Annotated in this window: 14 protein-coding genes; 1 reads left to right on the forward strand and 13 read right to left on the reverse strand. The window is 62.3% G+C overall.

Annotated features, from left to right (window positions below):
- The 13 genes from NKJ58_RS05290 to NKJ58_RS05350 all read right to left on the reverse strand — a co-directional run bounded on the left by NKJ58_RS05290 (position 1) and on the right by NKJ58_RS05350 (position 15,185).
- The gene (locus NKJ58_RS05290) at positions 1-417 is read right to left on the reverse strand and encodes a c-type cytochrome (RefSeq protein ID WP_023681113.1); all 417 of its coding nucleotides are present in this window, start codon (positions 415-417) and stop codon (positions 1-3) included.
- On the reverse strand, positions 398-1,276 hold the full coding sequence (locus tag NKJ58_RS05295; protein WP_023681114.1) for a cytochrome c oxidase assembly protein: 879 nt from the start codon (positions 1,274-1,276) through the stop codon (positions 398-400). The genes NKJ58_RS05290 and NKJ58_RS05295 overlap by 20 nt, the downstream gene beginning before the upstream one ends.
- Entirely contained in the window at positions 1,273-1,614 is a 342-nt protein-coding gene (locus tag NKJ58_RS05300; RefSeq protein ID WP_023681115.1) for a hypothetical protein, read from the reverse strand. The genes NKJ58_RS05295 and NKJ58_RS05300 overlap by 4 nt, the downstream gene beginning before the upstream one ends.
- Positions 1,614-2,219, reverse strand: a complete 606-nt coding sequence (locus NKJ58_RS05305; protein ID WP_023681116.1) for a cytochrome c oxidase subunit 3 — start codon at positions 2,217-2,219, stop codon at positions 1,614-1,616. Before NKJ58_RS05305 ends, NKJ58_RS05300 begins: the two co-directional genes overlap by 1 nt.
- Positions 2,216-4,186, reverse strand: a complete 1,971-nt coding sequence (gene ctaD / locus NKJ58_RS05310; RefSeq protein WP_023681117.1) for a cytochrome c oxidase subunit I — start codon at positions 4,184-4,186, stop codon at positions 2,216-2,218. The genes NKJ58_RS05305 and ctaD overlap by 4 nt, the downstream gene beginning before the upstream one ends.
- Positions 4,183-5,196, reverse strand: coding sequence for a cytochrome c oxidase subunit II (gene coxB / locus NKJ58_RS05315; RefSeq protein ID WP_023681118.1), 1,014 nt, complete (start codon positions 5,194-5,196; stop codon positions 4,183-4,185). The genes ctaD and coxB overlap by 4 nt, the downstream gene beginning before the upstream one ends.
- The gene (locus tag NKJ58_RS05320) at positions 5,193-5,726 is read right to left on the reverse strand and encodes a c-type cytochrome (protein WP_023681119.1); all 534 of its coding nucleotides are present in this window, start codon (positions 5,724-5,726) and stop codon (positions 5,193-5,195) included. Before NKJ58_RS05320 ends, coxB begins: the two co-directional genes overlap by 4 nt.
- A complete protein-coding gene (locus tag NKJ58_RS05325) occupies positions 5,723-6,514 on the reverse strand; it encodes a substrate-binding domain-containing protein (protein WP_023668012.1) in 792 nt (263 codons plus the stop codon). Before NKJ58_RS05325 ends, NKJ58_RS05320 begins: the two co-directional genes overlap by 4 nt.
- A gap of 58 nt (positions 6,515-6,572) precedes the next feature.
- Complete coding sequence (locus NKJ58_RS05330) at positions 6,573-8,450, reverse strand: methanol/ethanol family PQQ-dependent dehydrogenase (protein ID WP_023681121.1); 1,878 nt, start codon at positions 8,448-8,450, stop codon at positions 6,573-6,575.
- Positions 8,447-9,229 (reverse strand): heme-binding protein, encoded by a 783-nt coding sequence (locus tag NKJ58_RS05335; RefSeq protein ID WP_023712209.1) that lies wholly within the window; start codon positions 9,227-9,229, stop codon positions 8,447-8,449. The genes NKJ58_RS05330 and NKJ58_RS05335 overlap by 4 nt, the downstream gene beginning before the upstream one ends.
- A 273-nt stretch (positions 9,230-9,502) precedes the next feature.
- Entirely contained in the window at positions 9,503-10,552 is a 1,050-nt protein-coding gene (locus NKJ58_RS05340; protein WP_023681123.1) for a chemotaxis protein CheB, read from the reverse strand.
- 141 nt (positions 10,553-10,693) lie between these two features.
- Positions 10,694-11,662, reverse strand: a complete 969-nt coding sequence (locus tag NKJ58_RS05345) for a manganese catalase family protein (protein WP_023681124.1) — start codon at positions 11,660-11,662, stop codon at positions 10,694-10,696.
- Between the two features lie 370 nt (positions 11,663-12,032).
- The gene (locus NKJ58_RS05350; protein WP_352518773.1) at positions 12,033-15,185 is read right to left on the reverse strand and encodes a GAF domain-containing protein; all 3,153 of its coding nucleotides are present in this window, start codon (positions 15,183-15,185) and stop codon (positions 12,033-12,035) included.
- A gap of 220 nt (positions 15,186-15,405) precedes the next feature.
- On the opposite strand from NKJ58_RS05350, the gene NKJ58_RS05355 reads away from it, so the two are divergent.
- A complete protein-coding gene (locus NKJ58_RS05355) occupies positions 15,406-15,660 on the forward strand; it encodes a hypothetical protein (protein WP_023668018.1) in 255 nt (84 codons plus the stop codon).
- The last annotated feature ends 15 nt before the right edge of the window (positions 15,661-15,675 follow it).

Consider the following 15,675-nt stretch of genomic DNA (forward strand, 5'->3'; position numbering starts at 1 on the left):
TTACCTCAACGCATAGAGATAAGCGGCGATGTCCCGCGCCTGTTGCTCGGTGATCCTCGTCGACGGCATGGCCGTGTGCGGATTGACTTCCCTCGCCGAGCGTATCCAGCGGATCATGTTCTCCGGATTGTTTGCCAGCAGGCCACCGATAAAGACCCTGTCGGCAAGGCCACCGTCTAGGCGGGGTCCGACCTGGCCTTGCGCACCCGGCACGCCGGGTATCGTATGGCAGCCGGAGCAGCCATTCGCCGTCATGATTGGAATGGCGCGGGCGCCTACGCCGCCGGTCGCCGCATCCGACTCGTGCCGGACGCGCTCGCGCCTGTCGGACCACAAAGTCGCCGCTGCGACAGCCGCAGCCAGCAGCAGGATTGCGGCAAGGGCGCCCCCGATCAGCCTACCCAGGTCGGAGCGCATGTGTTGCCTCCCTGGTTGCGCTGCTGCTTATCCAGAGGCCGGCGAGCAGCAAGGCGGCGCCGCCATAGATCAAGCCTGCCGGAACCCACATTACCAATCCGGCGAGCTGCTGGTCCTCGATCGCGGTCATTCCCCACAATGCCGCGCCGGCGCCATTCTCCGGATACCAGAGTTTGGGCGACATCAGCAGCAGGACACCGAGCAGGCCGGTATGAAGCGAGGTGAAGAAAAGATGCATGACGGAGTTGCCATAGGTTTGCTGTCGACCGGGGCGCGGTAGGAGCGCCCACCAGAACAGCAAGGCTGTGCCGAGGAAGCTCGCATGCTGGGCATAATGGAGAAAGCCCTGCTGGAGCGCTGCCTGGAACAACGCCGGAATGTGCCAGATCCAGATGGCGACGCCGTGAATGATCGTCGCGTTGAGGGGGCGGATCACCAGGGCCCAAACCGATTGCAGCGTCTTTGCGCGCGTGAGCTTGCCCGTTCCACGGCGAAGTGAGGCCGGCAAGGACCAGAGCAGGACTGCGCCTGGGCACGCGGCGACAAGGAGAGGCGCCGCCACCGCCATCAGCAGTTCATGCTCGATCATATGGGCGGCAAACACCCGCTCGCCGAGCGCATGGATGGGGCTGACCAGTGCTGCCGTCAGCACGCCCCAACCGGCGGCGAACAACAACGCCTGCCGCATCCGCTCGGGACGGCCTCGGCTGCTGCGGCGCCACAACCGAGTCGCTCCGATGGCATAAAGGAAGGCAATCGCGGCCAGCGGAAACGTGATGGGAAATGCGAGCGTCCATCCGGCCTCGGGCGCGCCGGCGCCGTAGCAGATCGAGGTCGAGAAGAACGCGTCGAAGCTCATCGCAGGCACTCGTCGAGAATGAGAGCCGCGCTGCCTTGCATGATGATGACGAGGGCAAACAGCAATGCCGCAAGCATGCCGAGATCGGCGACGAACTGCTCGGTGCTGCGCGTGCGCTCAGGCTTGAAGGCGGCGCCGCCCTGCCGCTTCGCCCGCCATGACAAGGCACCGCCGAGCAGCGAAAGCACGGCGAGCACCAGTGCCACGGGAAGCACCACCGGCACCTGGCGGTTGCACTGCCATGGTACGAGTGCGTAGTTCAGCTGCGTCGAGATTGCCCAAGCCATCGGCCCCGACAGAAGACCACCCCAGGACGTTCCCATTTTCAACGCACGCATCAGCCTAGCCTCGGCATCCAGTAGATGAGCAGATAGATCGGGATCCAGGTCAGCACCACGAAATCCCAATAGAAGACATTGTCGCCGACATCGCCGAAGCGCCGGCCGCTATAGCCATGGCGTGTGAACATCAGCACCGTCAAAACGATGGTGTCGCCGACATCGGTGATCAGGTGTGTGGTGTGCAGCCCGAGCAGCACCCAGAGCATCGAGCCGTAGGCGTTCGTGTCCCAGTAGATGTTCAGCGCCGGGAATTCGAACCAGCGCACGACAAGCGGGGCCAGACCGAGCAGCGACATCACCACCAGCCCGATCCGCACCGGCACGATCGCGCATTGCTTGGCATGGCCGTGGAGGATGTGATTCGGCACCACGCTGATAATGAACAGGATGGTGACGATCGTTCCGGGCCAATGGTTGGGGTGCGGGGCGCTTAGACGCCAGTTGGGCCACAAAGTGGCGAGATAGAGATAAGCGCCGGCGGCCAACGCAAAGCCCATGCCTTCCAGCGCCATGAAGCCGAGCGTTCCCCACCAGGTCGGGCTGCGCGGACCATGTCCAAAGGTTGGGAGGTCCGAAAGATCCAAGCTGGGACGCTCACTCATCCCTCATCCTCCGGGTCGTCCTTGGGCCAGAACCATCCGATCAAGGTGATGGCGATCGGCGCGGCGCCCCAGACGATCGCCCAGGGCGTGAAGATCGAATAGACAAACGTACCGCCGACAGCGATTGCCGCCAGCAGCGGCCAGATCGACGGTGTCGCCGATTTCTCGCGAATGTCGGGGTGGGCTTCCGCCACGGTTGAGATCAACAGCTCACGGACATCGACGCGGAGACCGGTCGCCACAGGCAGCGCCTCCCGTTCGGCCCAGAGCGGCTCGACATGCGTGACAATCGGTATCCGCGCGAAATTATAGCTTGGCGGCGGCGAAGACGTCGCCCATTCGAGCGTACCGGCATCCCAGGGATTGTTTCCGGCCAGTGCGCCCTTCAACGCGCCGTGTACAAGATTGAACGTGAACAGTACGAAGCTGAGGAAAAAGAGCACCGCGCCGGCGCTGATGAACAGGTTGATGTTGCCCCAGCCAAGCTCGGCCGGATAGGTGTAGACCCTGCGTGGCATGCCCCAGAGCCCGACGAGATGCATTGGGAAAAAAGCCGCGTTGAAGCCGATGAAAGCCAGCCAGAAATGCCAGCGCCCGAGACGCTCGCTCATCATGCGGCCGCTGATCTTGGGGAACCAGAAATAGGCCGCGCCCAGCAGCGGGAAGACCGAACCGCCGATCAGCACGTAATGGAAATGGGCGACGACGAAATAGGTGTCGTGCACCTGGAGGTCCAGCGGCACCGAAGCGAGCATGACGCCGGTGAGGCCGCCGATGACGAAGATGAAAAAGAAGCCGAACACGAACAGCAGCGGCGTGCGGATCACCGGCCTGCCGTCCCACAAGGTCGCCAGCCAGCAGAAGATCTGAACGCCATTGGGGATGGCGATCAGCATGCTCGACGCGGTGAAGAAGCTGGCGCCGAGCTTGGGTAGTCCCGTCGCGAACATGTGATGGACCCAGAGGCCGAACGAAAGGAAGCCGACGGCGATCAGCGACAAGACCAGCCCGAGATGCCCGAACACGGGACGCCGGGCGAAGACCGGGATGATCGCGGAGACCATGCCCGTCGCCGGCAGGAAGATGATGTAGACCTCGGGATGGCCAAAGAACCAGAACAGATGCTGGAAGAGCAGTGCGTCGCCGCCCTCGGCCGGGTTGAAGATATGTGTGCCGACCAGCCGGTCGAGGATCAGGAAGGTCGAGGTGATCATCACCGCGGGCATGGCGAAGACGACGACGAAGGAGGTAACCAGCATTGCCCAGACGTAGAGCGGAATCCTGTCCAGCGACATGCCGGGGGCTCGCTGCTTGAACACGGTGACGATGGTTGCCACCGCGACGGCCAGGGAGGATACTTCTGTATAAGTGATCATCTGGGCCCAGACGTCGGCCCGCTTGCCCGGCGCGAATTCGGGGCCTGACAGCGGCACATAAGCAAACCAGCCGACGTCGGGCGCCATGTTGAGCGCGAAAGACACCCAGGCGAATATGCCGCCCGAAACATAGATCCAGTAGCTGAACGCGTTCAGGCGGGGAAAGGCGATGTTGCGGCTGCCGACCATCAGCGGGACGAGATAGATGCCTGTCGCCTGCACGATGGGCACGGCGAACAGGAACATCATGGTCACACCATGCATCGTGAACAGCTGGTTGTAGAGGTCCGGGCCGATCAGACCGCGCTGCGGCCCTGAGAGCTGGATGCGCATGGCGACAGCGTTGAGCCCGCCCAGGCACAGAAACACGAAGGCGGTGATCAGATAGCGCCGTGCGACGACCTTGTGGTCGACGCTCGACAGCGCGCCGATGATGCCGGGGGGCGTGCGCCATGTCCGCGCCAGCCAGCGATCCAGGCTGGCATCGTCCATGCCGGTGTCGCGCGGTCCGTCATGCTCGGGTGCGACGTCGCCTGTGGCGGGCGTTTCGCGCGGCAGGTCGCGTTCGCTTGTGAGATCCGCGCTGCTCATTTAAGCGCCTCGAGATAGGCGACCATGGCGTTGAGTTCGTCGCCGCTGAGCTCCACCACCGGCATGTGGGATCCGGGCTTGATGCCCTGTGGGTCGGCTATCCAGGCGGCGAGATTGCCGCGGCTCATGGTCAATGTCCCGGCGGCAAGCGTCTGCCGGCTGGCTATATGGGTGAGGTCGGGGGCGACCGTTCCTCCGGCAGGCGTGCCGCCTATTCTGTGACACATCACGCAAGGGCGCTTCAGAAACAGATCCTGGCCGGCCTTGGCCTCGTCCCCCGTCGGAGTAGCTGCCGGCTGCAACTGGTCGTTCCACCAGGCGTCGAACTTCGCACGCGGCTCGGCGATGATGAAGGTACCCATGTTTGCGTGCTGCGCCCCGCAGAACTCGGCGCATTGACCTCGGTAAACACCAGGCTTGTCGGCCTTGAGGTCGAGCACGTTCATGTGGCCGGGAATGAGGTCGAGCTTGCCCGAAAGGCTCGGAATCCAGAAGGAATGGATGACGTCGGTCGAGGTCAGAAGAAGCTTCACCGGTTCCCCGGCGGGGATATGGATCTCGTTCGCCGTGGTCAGGATGCGGCTTGGCGTGGCATCCTCATAGCGCACCTCCCACCACCATTGATGGCCGGTGACCCGAATGGTCAGCGCGGCATCCGAGCCGATCGCGGCGAGCGTCCTGTTGGCGAAGAAGCTCAGCAAGGTCAGTCCGATCAGGACAATGGCGGTCAACCCGACGGCGGTCATCACCGCGCGCAGCTTCCGGTCGTCGGCGCCGGCCTCGATCGCGAGCGGCTCCGCCTGCGCGCGCGACCCCATCATCAAAGGCACGACAAGGGCGATCATCACCAGCACCCACACCACGGCGCAGAGCGCGGTGAAGAACCAGATCAGCCATGCCAGTTCGCTCGCCGCGGGACCTTTCGGGTCGAGGGCGGATTGCCAGCCCGCGCATCCCTGGAGCAACAGAGCCCCGGCGGTGGCGAACGCCATCGAGACGAGACGTTTCACGGCGACTTCCCCAGCGTGGCCGCGTCGGGCATGCGGTTTTCCGAAGGATGCGCCATCATGTCGTCATTGCGTTGCGGCGCGGCGGAAGACGGCGCGTTGCCGCTCAGCGAGCGCACGAAAGCCGCAAGCTCCCAGATCTGGTCGTCGGGAATCTTGTCGCGGAAGCTCGGCATGCCGTTTGGCCGACCGTCGCGGATCGTGGCATGGATGCTTTCGATCGAGCTGCCATAGAGCCACTTTTGGTCCATCAGGGCCGGCCCCATGCCGCCGCCGCCATTGGCGTGGCATCCCGAACAGTTGAACCAGCCGAAAAGCCGTTTCCCTTCGCTCATGTGGAAGGCGTTGGCCTCGAAGCTCGCCGCCTTGTTGTCGCTGGCGGGGGGCCGCTGTCCGCCGGGCTCCAGCGTGGTCACAGGCGTCGGCTGCTCGCCCGATCCGAGCGCCGATTGCGGGCGCGTGTCACGTTCCTCGCGCTGGCAGGCAGCGAGCGCCAGGACTGGAAACAGGAGCATGGCCACCGCGGCTCTCATCGCACCGGGCTCCCCGGGGCATCGAGGCGCGGCACGCCATACTGTGACAGCAAGGCATCTATCTCGACCTTGTGCCTGGACAGGGCGCCATTGACATCGCCGCGCAGCGCATCGTCTTCGCGGCGGACGCCCATCGAGATGTCGTAGATCATCGGCAGTTGCGGTCCGTCGATGCGGGGCGCAACCGGCGTGATGCGGAGCGGCACCTTCTGCCTGGCGGCGAAGTAGCCGGCGAGGGGGCCCCAGACCACGGCAAGGTCGATCTCGCCACTCGCCACCGCTTCGACGATGCGCGCCGGCGGGTTGGGGGCGGAATAATCGCCATAGACCGGATAGCCAACGAGGTGCCCGACGATACCTCGGCGGCCAAGCGCCTGGACCGGAGGCGAATTGGCGCCATCGTCGCCGATGAGCTGAACACCGATCCGCATGTCGCGCAGCCGCGGATCATTGAACGATGCTACGTCGGGGCCGTCCCTGCGGGTGACGAAGACATAAGACGATCGGTAGTAGGGCGTGGTGGTGCGCAGCATTTCGAGGTTGCTCGGCGTGCCCGGCACGAGATCGCATAGACCGGCCTTCAGCGTGTTTCGGATGAAGCCGCGGCGCTGCGCCCACCAGGTATAGGTCAGCTTCGCGCCGAGATCGGACGCAACGATTTCGGCGATCCTGTTCTCGAAGCCCTGACCGGCCGCGTTGGAGAACGGCATGTTGTTCGGATCGGCGCAGACCCTCAGCTCACGTGCGTCGGCTGTGGCCGTCAAGAACACGAAGGCGATGGCGGCCATGCCGATCACCAGCCGTTGACACGCCTTTCGCGCCGGACCTACGGTCAAGTACAATCCATCAAGGCAGCCGGAACACATAAAGCGTGCCTCCCGAGGTTGTCGCGTTCTTCAGATCCTTCATGGCATTGACGAAACCGAGCGCGGCGGTGGCGTCACGCGGGTCAAGATCGCCCGATACAATGGCGCCGGCCCAGCCGCCGACGCCTGAGAGGATGGCGACATATTGGTGCCCGTCGGGACCGCGATAGGTGATGGGCTGGCCGATGATCCCGGACGAGGTCTTGAACTGCCAAAGCAGGTCTCCGGTCTTGGCGCTAACCGCCTTGAACCAGCCTTCCATCGTGCCATAGAACACAACGTCGCCGGCGGTCACTACCGCGCCGCTCCACACCGGGAAATTCTCCTTGAGGCTCCAGGCGGGTTTCTCCGCGGCGATGTCCCAGGCGGTGAAGGCGCCGCGATTACCGCCAGGCCCTGGTATCATGCGGACGTTCATGCCCACATAGGGCGTGCCGGCGATGTAGTTCACCTCGACGCCTTCTTCATCCATGCACAGATTGTTGTGCGGGATGTAGAGCAGGCCGGTCTTCGGCGAGAACGCGGAAGGCTGCCAGTCCTTGAGGCCCGACGCCGTCGGACAGATATCGCGAACGACCTTGCCGGTGCCGGTCTTCTTGTCCGGGTTTACGATCAGCCGACCGGTTTTCAGATCCACACCTTTGCTGGAGTTGACCGGACCAAACGGTTTTGCCGACAGCACCTCGCCGGTTGTCCGGTCGAGGATGTAGAGATAGCCGTTGCGCTCCGGCCGGATCAGCACCTTGCGCGGCTTGCCCTGCCAGGTCATGTCGAGCAGGATCTGCTCGTTGATGCCGTCATAATCGTGGAGGTCGTGCGGGCTCCACTGATAGAACCATTTCGCCGCGCCGGTGTCGGGATCGCGCGCGAAAATGCCAGACGTCCACTTGTTGTCGCCCGGCCGCAAATCCGGATTCCATGGTCCGGGATTGCCGGTGCCGTGGAAGATCAGGTTCAGATCGGGATCATAGGAAATCCAGCCCCACATGTTGCCGCCGCCGATCTTCCAGGCTTCCGGCGGCCACGTCGTGACGCCAAGATCCTTGCCTTTGTCCATGTCGTAGTGCGGCTTGAAGTCCGATCCGATCAGCACGTCCTTGTCCGGCCCGGTGCTATAGGCGATCCAGACGACATGACCGTCGCCGGCGTCGAGCGCCTTTACCCAGCCGCGAACGCCCATCTCGCCGCCGGAATTGCCGACCAGCACTTTGCCCTTCACCACAAGCGGCGCCATGGTGATGGTCTCGCCGATGTTGATGTTGCCGACATGAGTGTTCCAGATCGGCTTGCCCGTGTTCGCATCAAGGGCAATCGTGTGGCCGTCCAGCGTATTGAAAAAGATGCGCCCGTCGGCGAATGCCACCCCTCGGTTGACGACGTCGCAGCAGGCCACCCCCTGTGCCGCCGGCTCGGGATTGGGTTCGTACTTCCACTTCATCGGGGCGCCGGGCTTGGAGAGATCGAGCGCATAGACGAAGTTGGGAAAGGGCGTCACGATATACATGGTGTTGCCGACGACCAGCGGCGCTGCTTCCTGGCCCTTGTTCACGCCTGTCGAGAACGTGAACGCGACCTGCAGGTTCTTGACGTTGCCTTCGTTGATCTCGGAGAGTTCGCTGAAGCGCGTCGACGCGTAGTTCTTGGCCGGCATCGTCCATTGGCCGTCATCGGGTGGCGAGGCTGCGGCTGGCGGTACGATCGCTGGTGTTTTAGGTGGCTCGGACGCAGCGCCCAAAAGCGGCAGGCAGGCGAGCAGCGTCACCAGAAGGATAGCGCCAAAGGAATTCCCGGCAGCCAATTTGCGGGTATGGCGTTCTACGTCAACGCGCGTCAATGCCAACTGGGGCATAGCTTTCATTTATTGATCGAGCCTCCCACGCCGGCGCCGAGTTCGGCCGCGATGTCGGCCTCCGTTCCGGCACAAAGCGGATGGCCCCAGCCCGAAGCGCTTTTGCCGCCGGGGTCCAGATCGTAGACAATGGCATCCTTGCGATTTGGATTGACGCCTGCCGGGACCTTGTCGAAGCCGAGCGCCGCGCGGATACGCCAAGCGACATTGTGATCGGCGCATGAGGAATCGCCTGAAACGCCGAGGCCGCCGACAATGCTCTTGCCGTCGTAGAGGGCAAGTCCGCCGCCAAACACCACGACGCCTCCGATCGGCTTGCCGACGAGCGGGTCGCCGGCGCTTCCGAACGTTTTGGGATCGCCCGTATAGGCCGCGGCCTGGTTGACGGGATTGGTCTCCTGCAGGCCAAATAGCGGTCCGCCGGGCTGCACCCCCGCATAGAGATTGGCCGTCGAGAGGGCCATCTGAGCCAGGCTGAGACCGTTGGCCGTGTTGGCTTTCTCCGCTGCTATGAGCCGACTTCCCGGCCACTGCGAGTCGGGGGTGGGGCCGCTGAACGCAATCGCGCAGACAGTGCCGTCACGGGCAACGATGGCTGCCCATTCGTTGGTTTCAAAGCCGCCATTGGCTGGTCCGCCGCTTGCCTTCACGTTGGCTTTGAGGGCTGCAAGCAGCTTATCGTGATCGGCCGGACAGGGTTCCTGCGCCATGGCCTCGTGCCCGTGGAACAGGCCACCCATCAGCAACAGCAGGCCAAAAAGAGGTACGAAAAGCTGCGAGCGATACATTGTCCTGGCATTCGTTTACAAAACAAGGACCACCCAGGCAGACCGCAGAATGCGAGGATACGTCCAATGGGTCAGTGCCTAACTCGCGTAATGCTTCTATGTTCCTGCTTTGCATAAAATTCGTGCAGTTGGATTTGGGTGCAGGTGTTCAATCAAAGCATGGGACCTGGATACCCGTGGCCACAGGCCAAGCGGTGAGGCAACGCGGCTGATCCAGGAAAATGCGATCGGAAGGACGCAGACGCACCCGCCCTGACAAACGCTGTTGCCTTGTCACGGCGTTCGACGATGGATGATCTCTTCAATAAGTTTCGCGTCGGCTTCGTACTCCGCGGCCCGCGCAGCCATTTGGCTGGCCAGGCTGTGTCTTTCCCGCGCGGCTTCGCGTTTTGCCGTACGTTTCGCCAACTCAGCCCGCTGCTGGTGCGCTCTTAAAAGGCTCCAAAGAGCCTGTTCCGCATCGTCAGCCTGGGCCTGCATTAAAACGTCCGCTCCGAACGCATGTCCGGTGTGGCAGCGGTAACGGGTAATCGGCCCGTCTTCTATCTCCCATAGGGGGCCATGACATTCGGGGCAGACAAATGTCGAGGGGGCGCCAAGCTGGCCTTCGGTCAGTTCCATTGTGCTGTGCTCCTGAGCTGCAATCGCTGCCTCAAGGCGGATGCCGGACGGGATTTCTGGTGTCGGTCCTGCGATTTCGGAAGCAAGCCTGTGCAACAGGCCAGCCATTTCGGACAGAGGGACGCAATGGTCGATTTCCACATTCTGCAAGGCGCTCAGCGGCATGTCGGGTACCGCAGCGTCGCCGGGGTCCTGGACTACGCTGACGCCTCCGCACATCTTGATTGCGTGCAGGCCGGCGGTGCCGTCGGAGAGGCTGCCTGTGAGCACGACGCCGATCACGCTGCCGCCAAAGCTGCAGGCCGCCGATCGAAACAGGGGGTCGATGGCGGGGCGCGCCAGGTTCTCGCGCGGCCCGCGCCGCAGCAGCATATGATCGTCATGTAACAGAAGGTGAGCTCCGGGCGGTGCAACGAAGATGTGCCCGTTTTTAACCTTCATGCCGTTGGAGGCATTTGCAACGGGCATGTTGGCAGCGCGACCGAGAATGTCGCCGAGGTAACTCGTGGGACCAACGTGCTGTACGACGAGGAGAGCCGCCGGGATGTCCGGCGAAAGATCGCGGACAAGTCTCTTCAGCGCGTCGACGCCGCCGGCCGATGCTCCGATTGTCACGATGCACCGGTTCTCGCAACCGTCGGGACGGACCTTATCCGGCTGGCCCGCACGCTCCGAATCTGATCGTGGTGCGGCGGTGGCCATGGTTGCTTCACCCACATTCAGCACAGATGTCGATGCGAGCGCTCCGGCCAGTCCGTTGCTGGTCGGATGCCCTGCCTTCGTCGGTGTTAGCTTCCGGCCGCATCGCGGAACATAGATGCCCGCAATGATGTCGGCTCTGTGCTAACGCCTACGTGCGCGTTTGACAGCAGCCTCTGCCACGGCCGGGGCCTCCTGAATGCTTGCCGCGCCGCCAAAATCGGCGTTCTTGGTACGGCCAGCTCCCGGGCCAGCCCCTAGATCAGCGCCTGTTGTCGGATCGGAAGCCGGATCGGAAAGCGTACGGTCGGCCATCCTGGCCACCACCTTCATGTCTTTGGCCCCCAGCTTGACAGTTGCAAGGCCGTCTCCACCGTCGACGGGCATCACCTCTTCAAGGTCATCGATCCGATCCCACTCTTCGCCGGAATTCCATGGGCCAGCGACATCGCCGTCGCCTTGAGAGGTGTTGACGTACATGCTGGCGTACTTCTCTACGCCTGGGAGCTTGCCGGAAGGGAAATTGTTTTCGATCGCGTAAAGTGCTTTCTCAAACGACTTCTGGTGCGCGATCTCGCGCGTCATCAGGAAGCCGAGCGCGTCCTTGATTCCCGGGTCGTCGGTGATGTTGATAAGGCGTTCGTAAACGATCTTGGCGCGGGCTTCGGCGGCGATATTCGACCGCAAATCCACCGTAGGTTCACCGCGCGAGTCGACATAGGCCGCGGTCCAGGGAACGCCGGCTGAGTCGCACAGCGCGGGAGCGCCGCCGAACAGAATTGATTCCTTGGCTGTTGTGCCGCTGGCGCCGATCATTAGGTAAAGGTCGGCTTCCTTCATTTGGCCCTCGGCCAGCTGTGCCTTGAGCCCCTTGTTGAGCATGGTGACGATTGATCCCACCACTTCGAGATGGCTGAGTTCTTCGGTCGCAATATCGAGCAACATGTCGCGACGGCCAAGATCGTCCTCGCCAAGCCCTTGCGTGAAATAGCGCATGGCCGCTGCAAGCTCGCCATCGGCGCCGCCGAACTGTTCCATGATCATGCAGGCCAGGCGAGGATTCGGCTCCGAGACGCGAACGGTGTACTGCAGGCGCTTGTTGTGCATGAACATGGACATCTCTCCGGTTAGATCATCCGAACATCCCCGCAAGATGATTGTTCCATCCGGCCATCGGCCAGCGAGCATTTTTACGGCAGCTTCAGTGTTGAGCATCGCAGGGAGCCAGAGGCGGCATTTATTTCTCGCTGGGATTCTCCGACTGGCGACCGGCGGCAACGAGATTTCGATCGTGCTGCGCCATCACGGCAATGAGCAAGGCCGCGGATGGGCAAGAGGTCGACAAAATCTGGAGGGATACTGGCTCGGAAAAGTGAAGCCGGGCCATGTCAATATGATGTCGGTGTCCGGCCCTTTTCGCTGCACACCCACGCGGCAAACGGCGTGTTCGGTCACGGGGCGAGCGTCGCGGGCTGTTGCCCGTTCACTTTCGATCCAGCACCTTCCGGACTTTCTCTGCCAATTCGTCGATCGTGTAGGGCTTGGTCAAAAGTTCGGTTCCGAAATCGAGCGTGCCGTTGTGGACAATCGCATTTCGTGTGTAGCCGGTGGTGTAGAGCACTTTTAGCGACGGGTGCATTGTCTTGACCTGATCCACCAGCTCCCGGCCCGACATCTCCGGCATCACCACGTCGGTGAACAGAAGCGACGGCACTTGCCCGCTTTCGACGGCCACCAGCGCTTCGCGTGGACCTTGCATTTCCAGCACAGAGTAGCCCAGTTCCCGCAGCGCTTCCGCGGCCATCAGCCGGACGCGATCTTCATCCTCGACAACCATGATGATCTCGTCTGCACAGCCGGGGTGCTCGCCTGCCACGACGTCGATTTGGCTGTCGAGCACGCCATGGTGCGAGCGCGGCAAATATATTTTCAAGGTGGTTCCAATGCCCTGCTCGGAATAGATCTTCACACTGCCGCCGGACTGGCGAACAAACCCATAGACTTGGCTGAGTCCCAGCCCGGTGCCTTTGCCGACCCCCTTGGTGGTGAAGAACGGATCGAAGGCTCTTGCGACAACATCAGCAGTCATGCCCGTTCCTGTATCGGTGACCGCTATCATCACATACTGGCCGGAGGGGATCGCGTTCTCCCTGGCATAGCGATCGTCGACGTGGGCGTTTGATGTCTCGATCGTCAGCTTGCCGCCAGCAGGCATGGCATCCCTTGCGTTGACGCAAAGGTTGAGCAGCGCGCTTTCCAATTGCCCTGCGTCGGCCTCGACATGCCATAGGCCCGCAGCGAGCACGGTCTCGATCTGGATGGTCTCGCCAAGCGTCCGGTTCAGCAATTCGCTCATACCGGAGACGAGGCGATTTGGATTCAGCCGCTTCGGCGCCAGTGGTTGCTGGCGGGAAAAGGCGAGCAGTCGCCTGGTAAGTTCTGCGGCACGTTGTGCTCCATCGATCGCGCCGGTTACGAATTGGTGGACGTTGGTATCGCCGTTTCTGAGCTTGCGCTGCACAAGGTTCAGGCCGCCGATGATGACGGCCAGCATATTGTTGAAGTCGTGCGCGATGCCACCGGTGAGCTGTCCGACAGCTTCCATCTTCTGGGCTTGGCGCAGGTGCTCTTCTGCTCTGGCGCGTTCCGCAACTTCATCTTTGACACGTTGTTCGAGCGTGCCGTTGAGTGTCTGCAGCGCCTTGAACAGCCGGGAGTTGTCGATGGCCGTCGCGGCATGGCCGGCAAGCCCCAGCAAGGCCGCTTCTTGCTGTTCGGCGAACACGCCGGTCTCTGAATGACCAAGGAAGAGGCCGCCCAGGACCTCGCCCGAACGCGAGACGACCGGCACGGCGAGATAGGAACGCACCGGTAGATGGCCCTCCGGCATTCCCTTGCGGGGCCAGTTCTTGCCGTAGCGCGGATCGGTGAGGATATCGTCGGAACGCACCACGCTTGTTCCGCGGAAAGTGGGCTCGAACACCGCGGTGTTGCGCGGCATGGGAAAGTTTTCGAAAGCAGAACGAGGTGCCCCCGACAGGGCGTAGAGCACATAGCTGTCGCCCTTGTCGTCGATCACATTGTAGAAGAAAGCTCCGAATTGTGCGCCCGACAGCACCACGCCGGCATCGGTTACCGTCTGGACAATTCGCTCTACGTCAAGCTCGGCCGCCACGGCTGCCGCAGTGGCGTTCATCAACTGAAGCTGATGCTCCACCCGCTTTCGCGCGGTGACGTCGACCACGGTGCCGATGAAGCGGATCGCACGGCCGGACTGGAAAAGCGCTTCCCCCGTTGCGGCAATCCAGCGCTCCTTGCCATCCCGAAGGCCGATCGTCCGGTATTCGATGTCGTAGCGGGAGGGGGTGCCTGGCGCGAGCGACTGGCGTACGGCCTCGTCGGCCCGTGCGCGATCTTCCGGGTGGAGGCCCGCCAGGAAGGCGCTTTCATATGTCACCTCCGCGTCCGGCGGCAAACCAAAAAGGGCTTTGCACCGGTCGTCCCAACGCAGCACTCCGCTGATGGGATCGTAATCCCAGGTGCCAATAGCGGCCGCGTCGGTGGCAAGCCTCAGCCTCTCCTCGCTGGCCCGTGCCGCCTGTTCCGAGCGAACGCGCTCGATGTGAGCCCAGGACCGCTCCGTCACCTCGGTCAGCAAGGACAGTTCGCGTTGCGACCAGACGTGGCGCTGCTTGTCGTGGATGGCCATCAGGGCAGTCAGTCGGCCTTGTTTGACCAAAGGCATACAGATGGTTGCCGTTATCCCGATATCCTGAAAGGTCTTCGCTTCCTCGGGAGCAATTTCCTCAAGGTTGTTGTTGATGATAAGCGGCTTGTTGGCGCTGAGGTTGGTGACAGCCAGGCGACCGAAATCGGCAAGACTGTAATATCCCCTGATGCTGGGCGAGCCAGGTGCGCTCCAATCGCCGCGGATGGTGAAATGGTCTTGGTCCTGCTCCATGTCGGCATAGGCGCAAATCGAGACGCCAAGATGTTCGCCGAGGAGCCGAGTGGTGATCTGCATGACAGCATCGGCGTCGGCCGCGAGGGCTATCTCCCTGCCGAGGCGGTCGAGAAAAGCAAGGCGTTCGGCGTTCTCACGCAGGGCCAGTTCGGCGCGAAGGCGTTCTATCGCCGTACGCGTCCGGTCCGCGACTGCCGAAATGAGGGCTACTTCCTCCGTCGCCCAGCGTCTGGGCGCGGAGTGGTTCAGGTATAACAGCGCCACCAGCCCGCCATGCTCGGTAACGGGCATGTTGATGACGGATTGGGCGCTGATGGCTTTGAGTGCCTCCGCATGGCTGCTGGTTCGCGGATCTGTCTCGGCGTTTTCAAAGACAACGGTTTCGCCTCGCTTCAAATCCTCGATATACGAGCCGTAGTTCCTGAAATTCAGCGTCCCAGCCAGGCTTTTGATGCCTGGCGCGTTCCAGTCCCTTTCAATGGTGATCGTTTCTTTCTCTAGATCGATCGTGCCGTATCCGGCTCGGCTGATGCCAAAATGGTTCCCCAGCAGTTCCGCGGCTGCGTAGGCCAGTTCTGCGGGATCCGTAATCTCGCGAATACGGTCGCCCAGCGCTGCCAAAAGCTCGAAGCGCTGCAGTTCAGATCGCCGATTGATCGAAGTGGCCCCCATTTCGCCCCCGTTTTGCCCGGACTTAAATGCAGTCTGCGGCCAAGAGTTCCCCGCAGGACGGCAGTTTCTTTGGCGGGCCGGTCAGCCGAACACGCCGCACCGGTCATAGGTTAATGACAGCTTGGCGCGCTGTGGCGGATAAAGGGGAAACCAGCGGGCACTTGACGAGCTCCCGCTGGCTGGGTGCCCGAACCACACTTCACTCGTTTGGAGACGTTTGATGCTTGACCGACCCATTCTTACGAATACGGACGCTCTCTATCCAGACGACCTGAAAACGCTTCGGTCGGTCTTCGACGCGCTGTGTCAGGAATTTGAGATTTCGTCGGACACTACCGCGGCAGAATCCATCGCGAGAGAGCTGGTCAGACTTTTCCAGACCGGGATGACGGAAGCGGCCATGCTGATGATTGCCGTGCGCGCACGTTGGCAGGGTGATTGGAAAATGGGAGGCAGCAGCGCTGCCCAGGCTTAACGGTCCCAACTCAAT

It is taken from the genome of Mesorhizobium sp. M0139 (assembly GCF_040322455.1).
Lineage (GTDB): Bacteria > Pseudomonadota > Alphaproteobacteria > Rhizobiales > Rhizobiaceae > Mesorhizobium.

Coding starts and splice junctions, on each gene's coding strand:
- NKJ58_RS05290 (WP_023681113.1), bottom strand. CDS start 417: ATGCGCTCCGACCTGGGTAGGCTGATCGGGGGCGCCCTTGCCGCAATC.
- NKJ58_RS05295 (WP_023681114.1), bottom strand. CDS start 1,276: ATGAGCTTCGACGCGTTCTTCTCGACCTCGATCTGCTACGGCGCCGGC.
- NKJ58_RS05300 (WP_023681115.1), bottom strand. CDS start 1,614: ATGCGTGCGTTGAAAATGGGAACGTCCTGGGGTGGTCTTCTGTCGGGG.
- NKJ58_RS05305 (WP_023681116.1), bottom strand. CDS start 2,219: ATGAGTGAGCGTCCCAGCTTGGATCTTTCGGACCTCCCAACCTTTGGA.
- ctaD (WP_023681117.1), bottom strand. CDS start 4,186: ATGAGCAGCGCGGATCTCACAAGCGAACGCGACCTGCCGCGCGAAACG.
- NKJ58_RS05320 (WP_023681119.1), bottom strand. CDS start 5,726: ATGAGAGCCGCGGTGGCCATGCTCCTGTTTCCAGTCCTGGCGCTCGCT.
- NKJ58_RS05325 (WP_023668012.1), bottom strand. CDS start 6,514: ATGGCCGCCATCGCCTTCGTGTTCTTGACGGCCACAGCCGACGCACGT.
- NKJ58_RS05330 (WP_023681121.1), bottom strand. CDS start 8,450: ATGAAAGCTATGCCCCAGTTGGCATTGACGCGCGTTGACGTAGAACGC.
- NKJ58_RS05335 (WP_023712209.1), bottom strand. CDS start 9,229: ATGTATCGCTCGCAGCTTTTCGTACCTCTTTTTGGCCTGCTGTTGCTG.
- NKJ58_RS05340 (WP_023681123.1), bottom strand. CDS start 10,552: ATGGCCACCGCCGCACCACGATCAGATTCGGAGCGTGCGGGCCAGCCG.
- NKJ58_RS05345 (WP_023681124.1), bottom strand. CDS start 11,662: ATGTTCATGCACAACAAGCGCCTGCAGTACACCGTTCGCGTCTCGGAG.
- NKJ58_RS05350 (WP_352518773.1), bottom strand. CDS start 15,185: ATGGGGGCCACTTCGATCAATCGGCGATCTGAACTGCAGCGCTTCGAG.
- NKJ58_RS05355 (WP_023668018.1), top strand. CDS start 15,406: ATGCTTGACCGACCCATTCTTACGAATACGGACGCTCTCTATCCAGAC.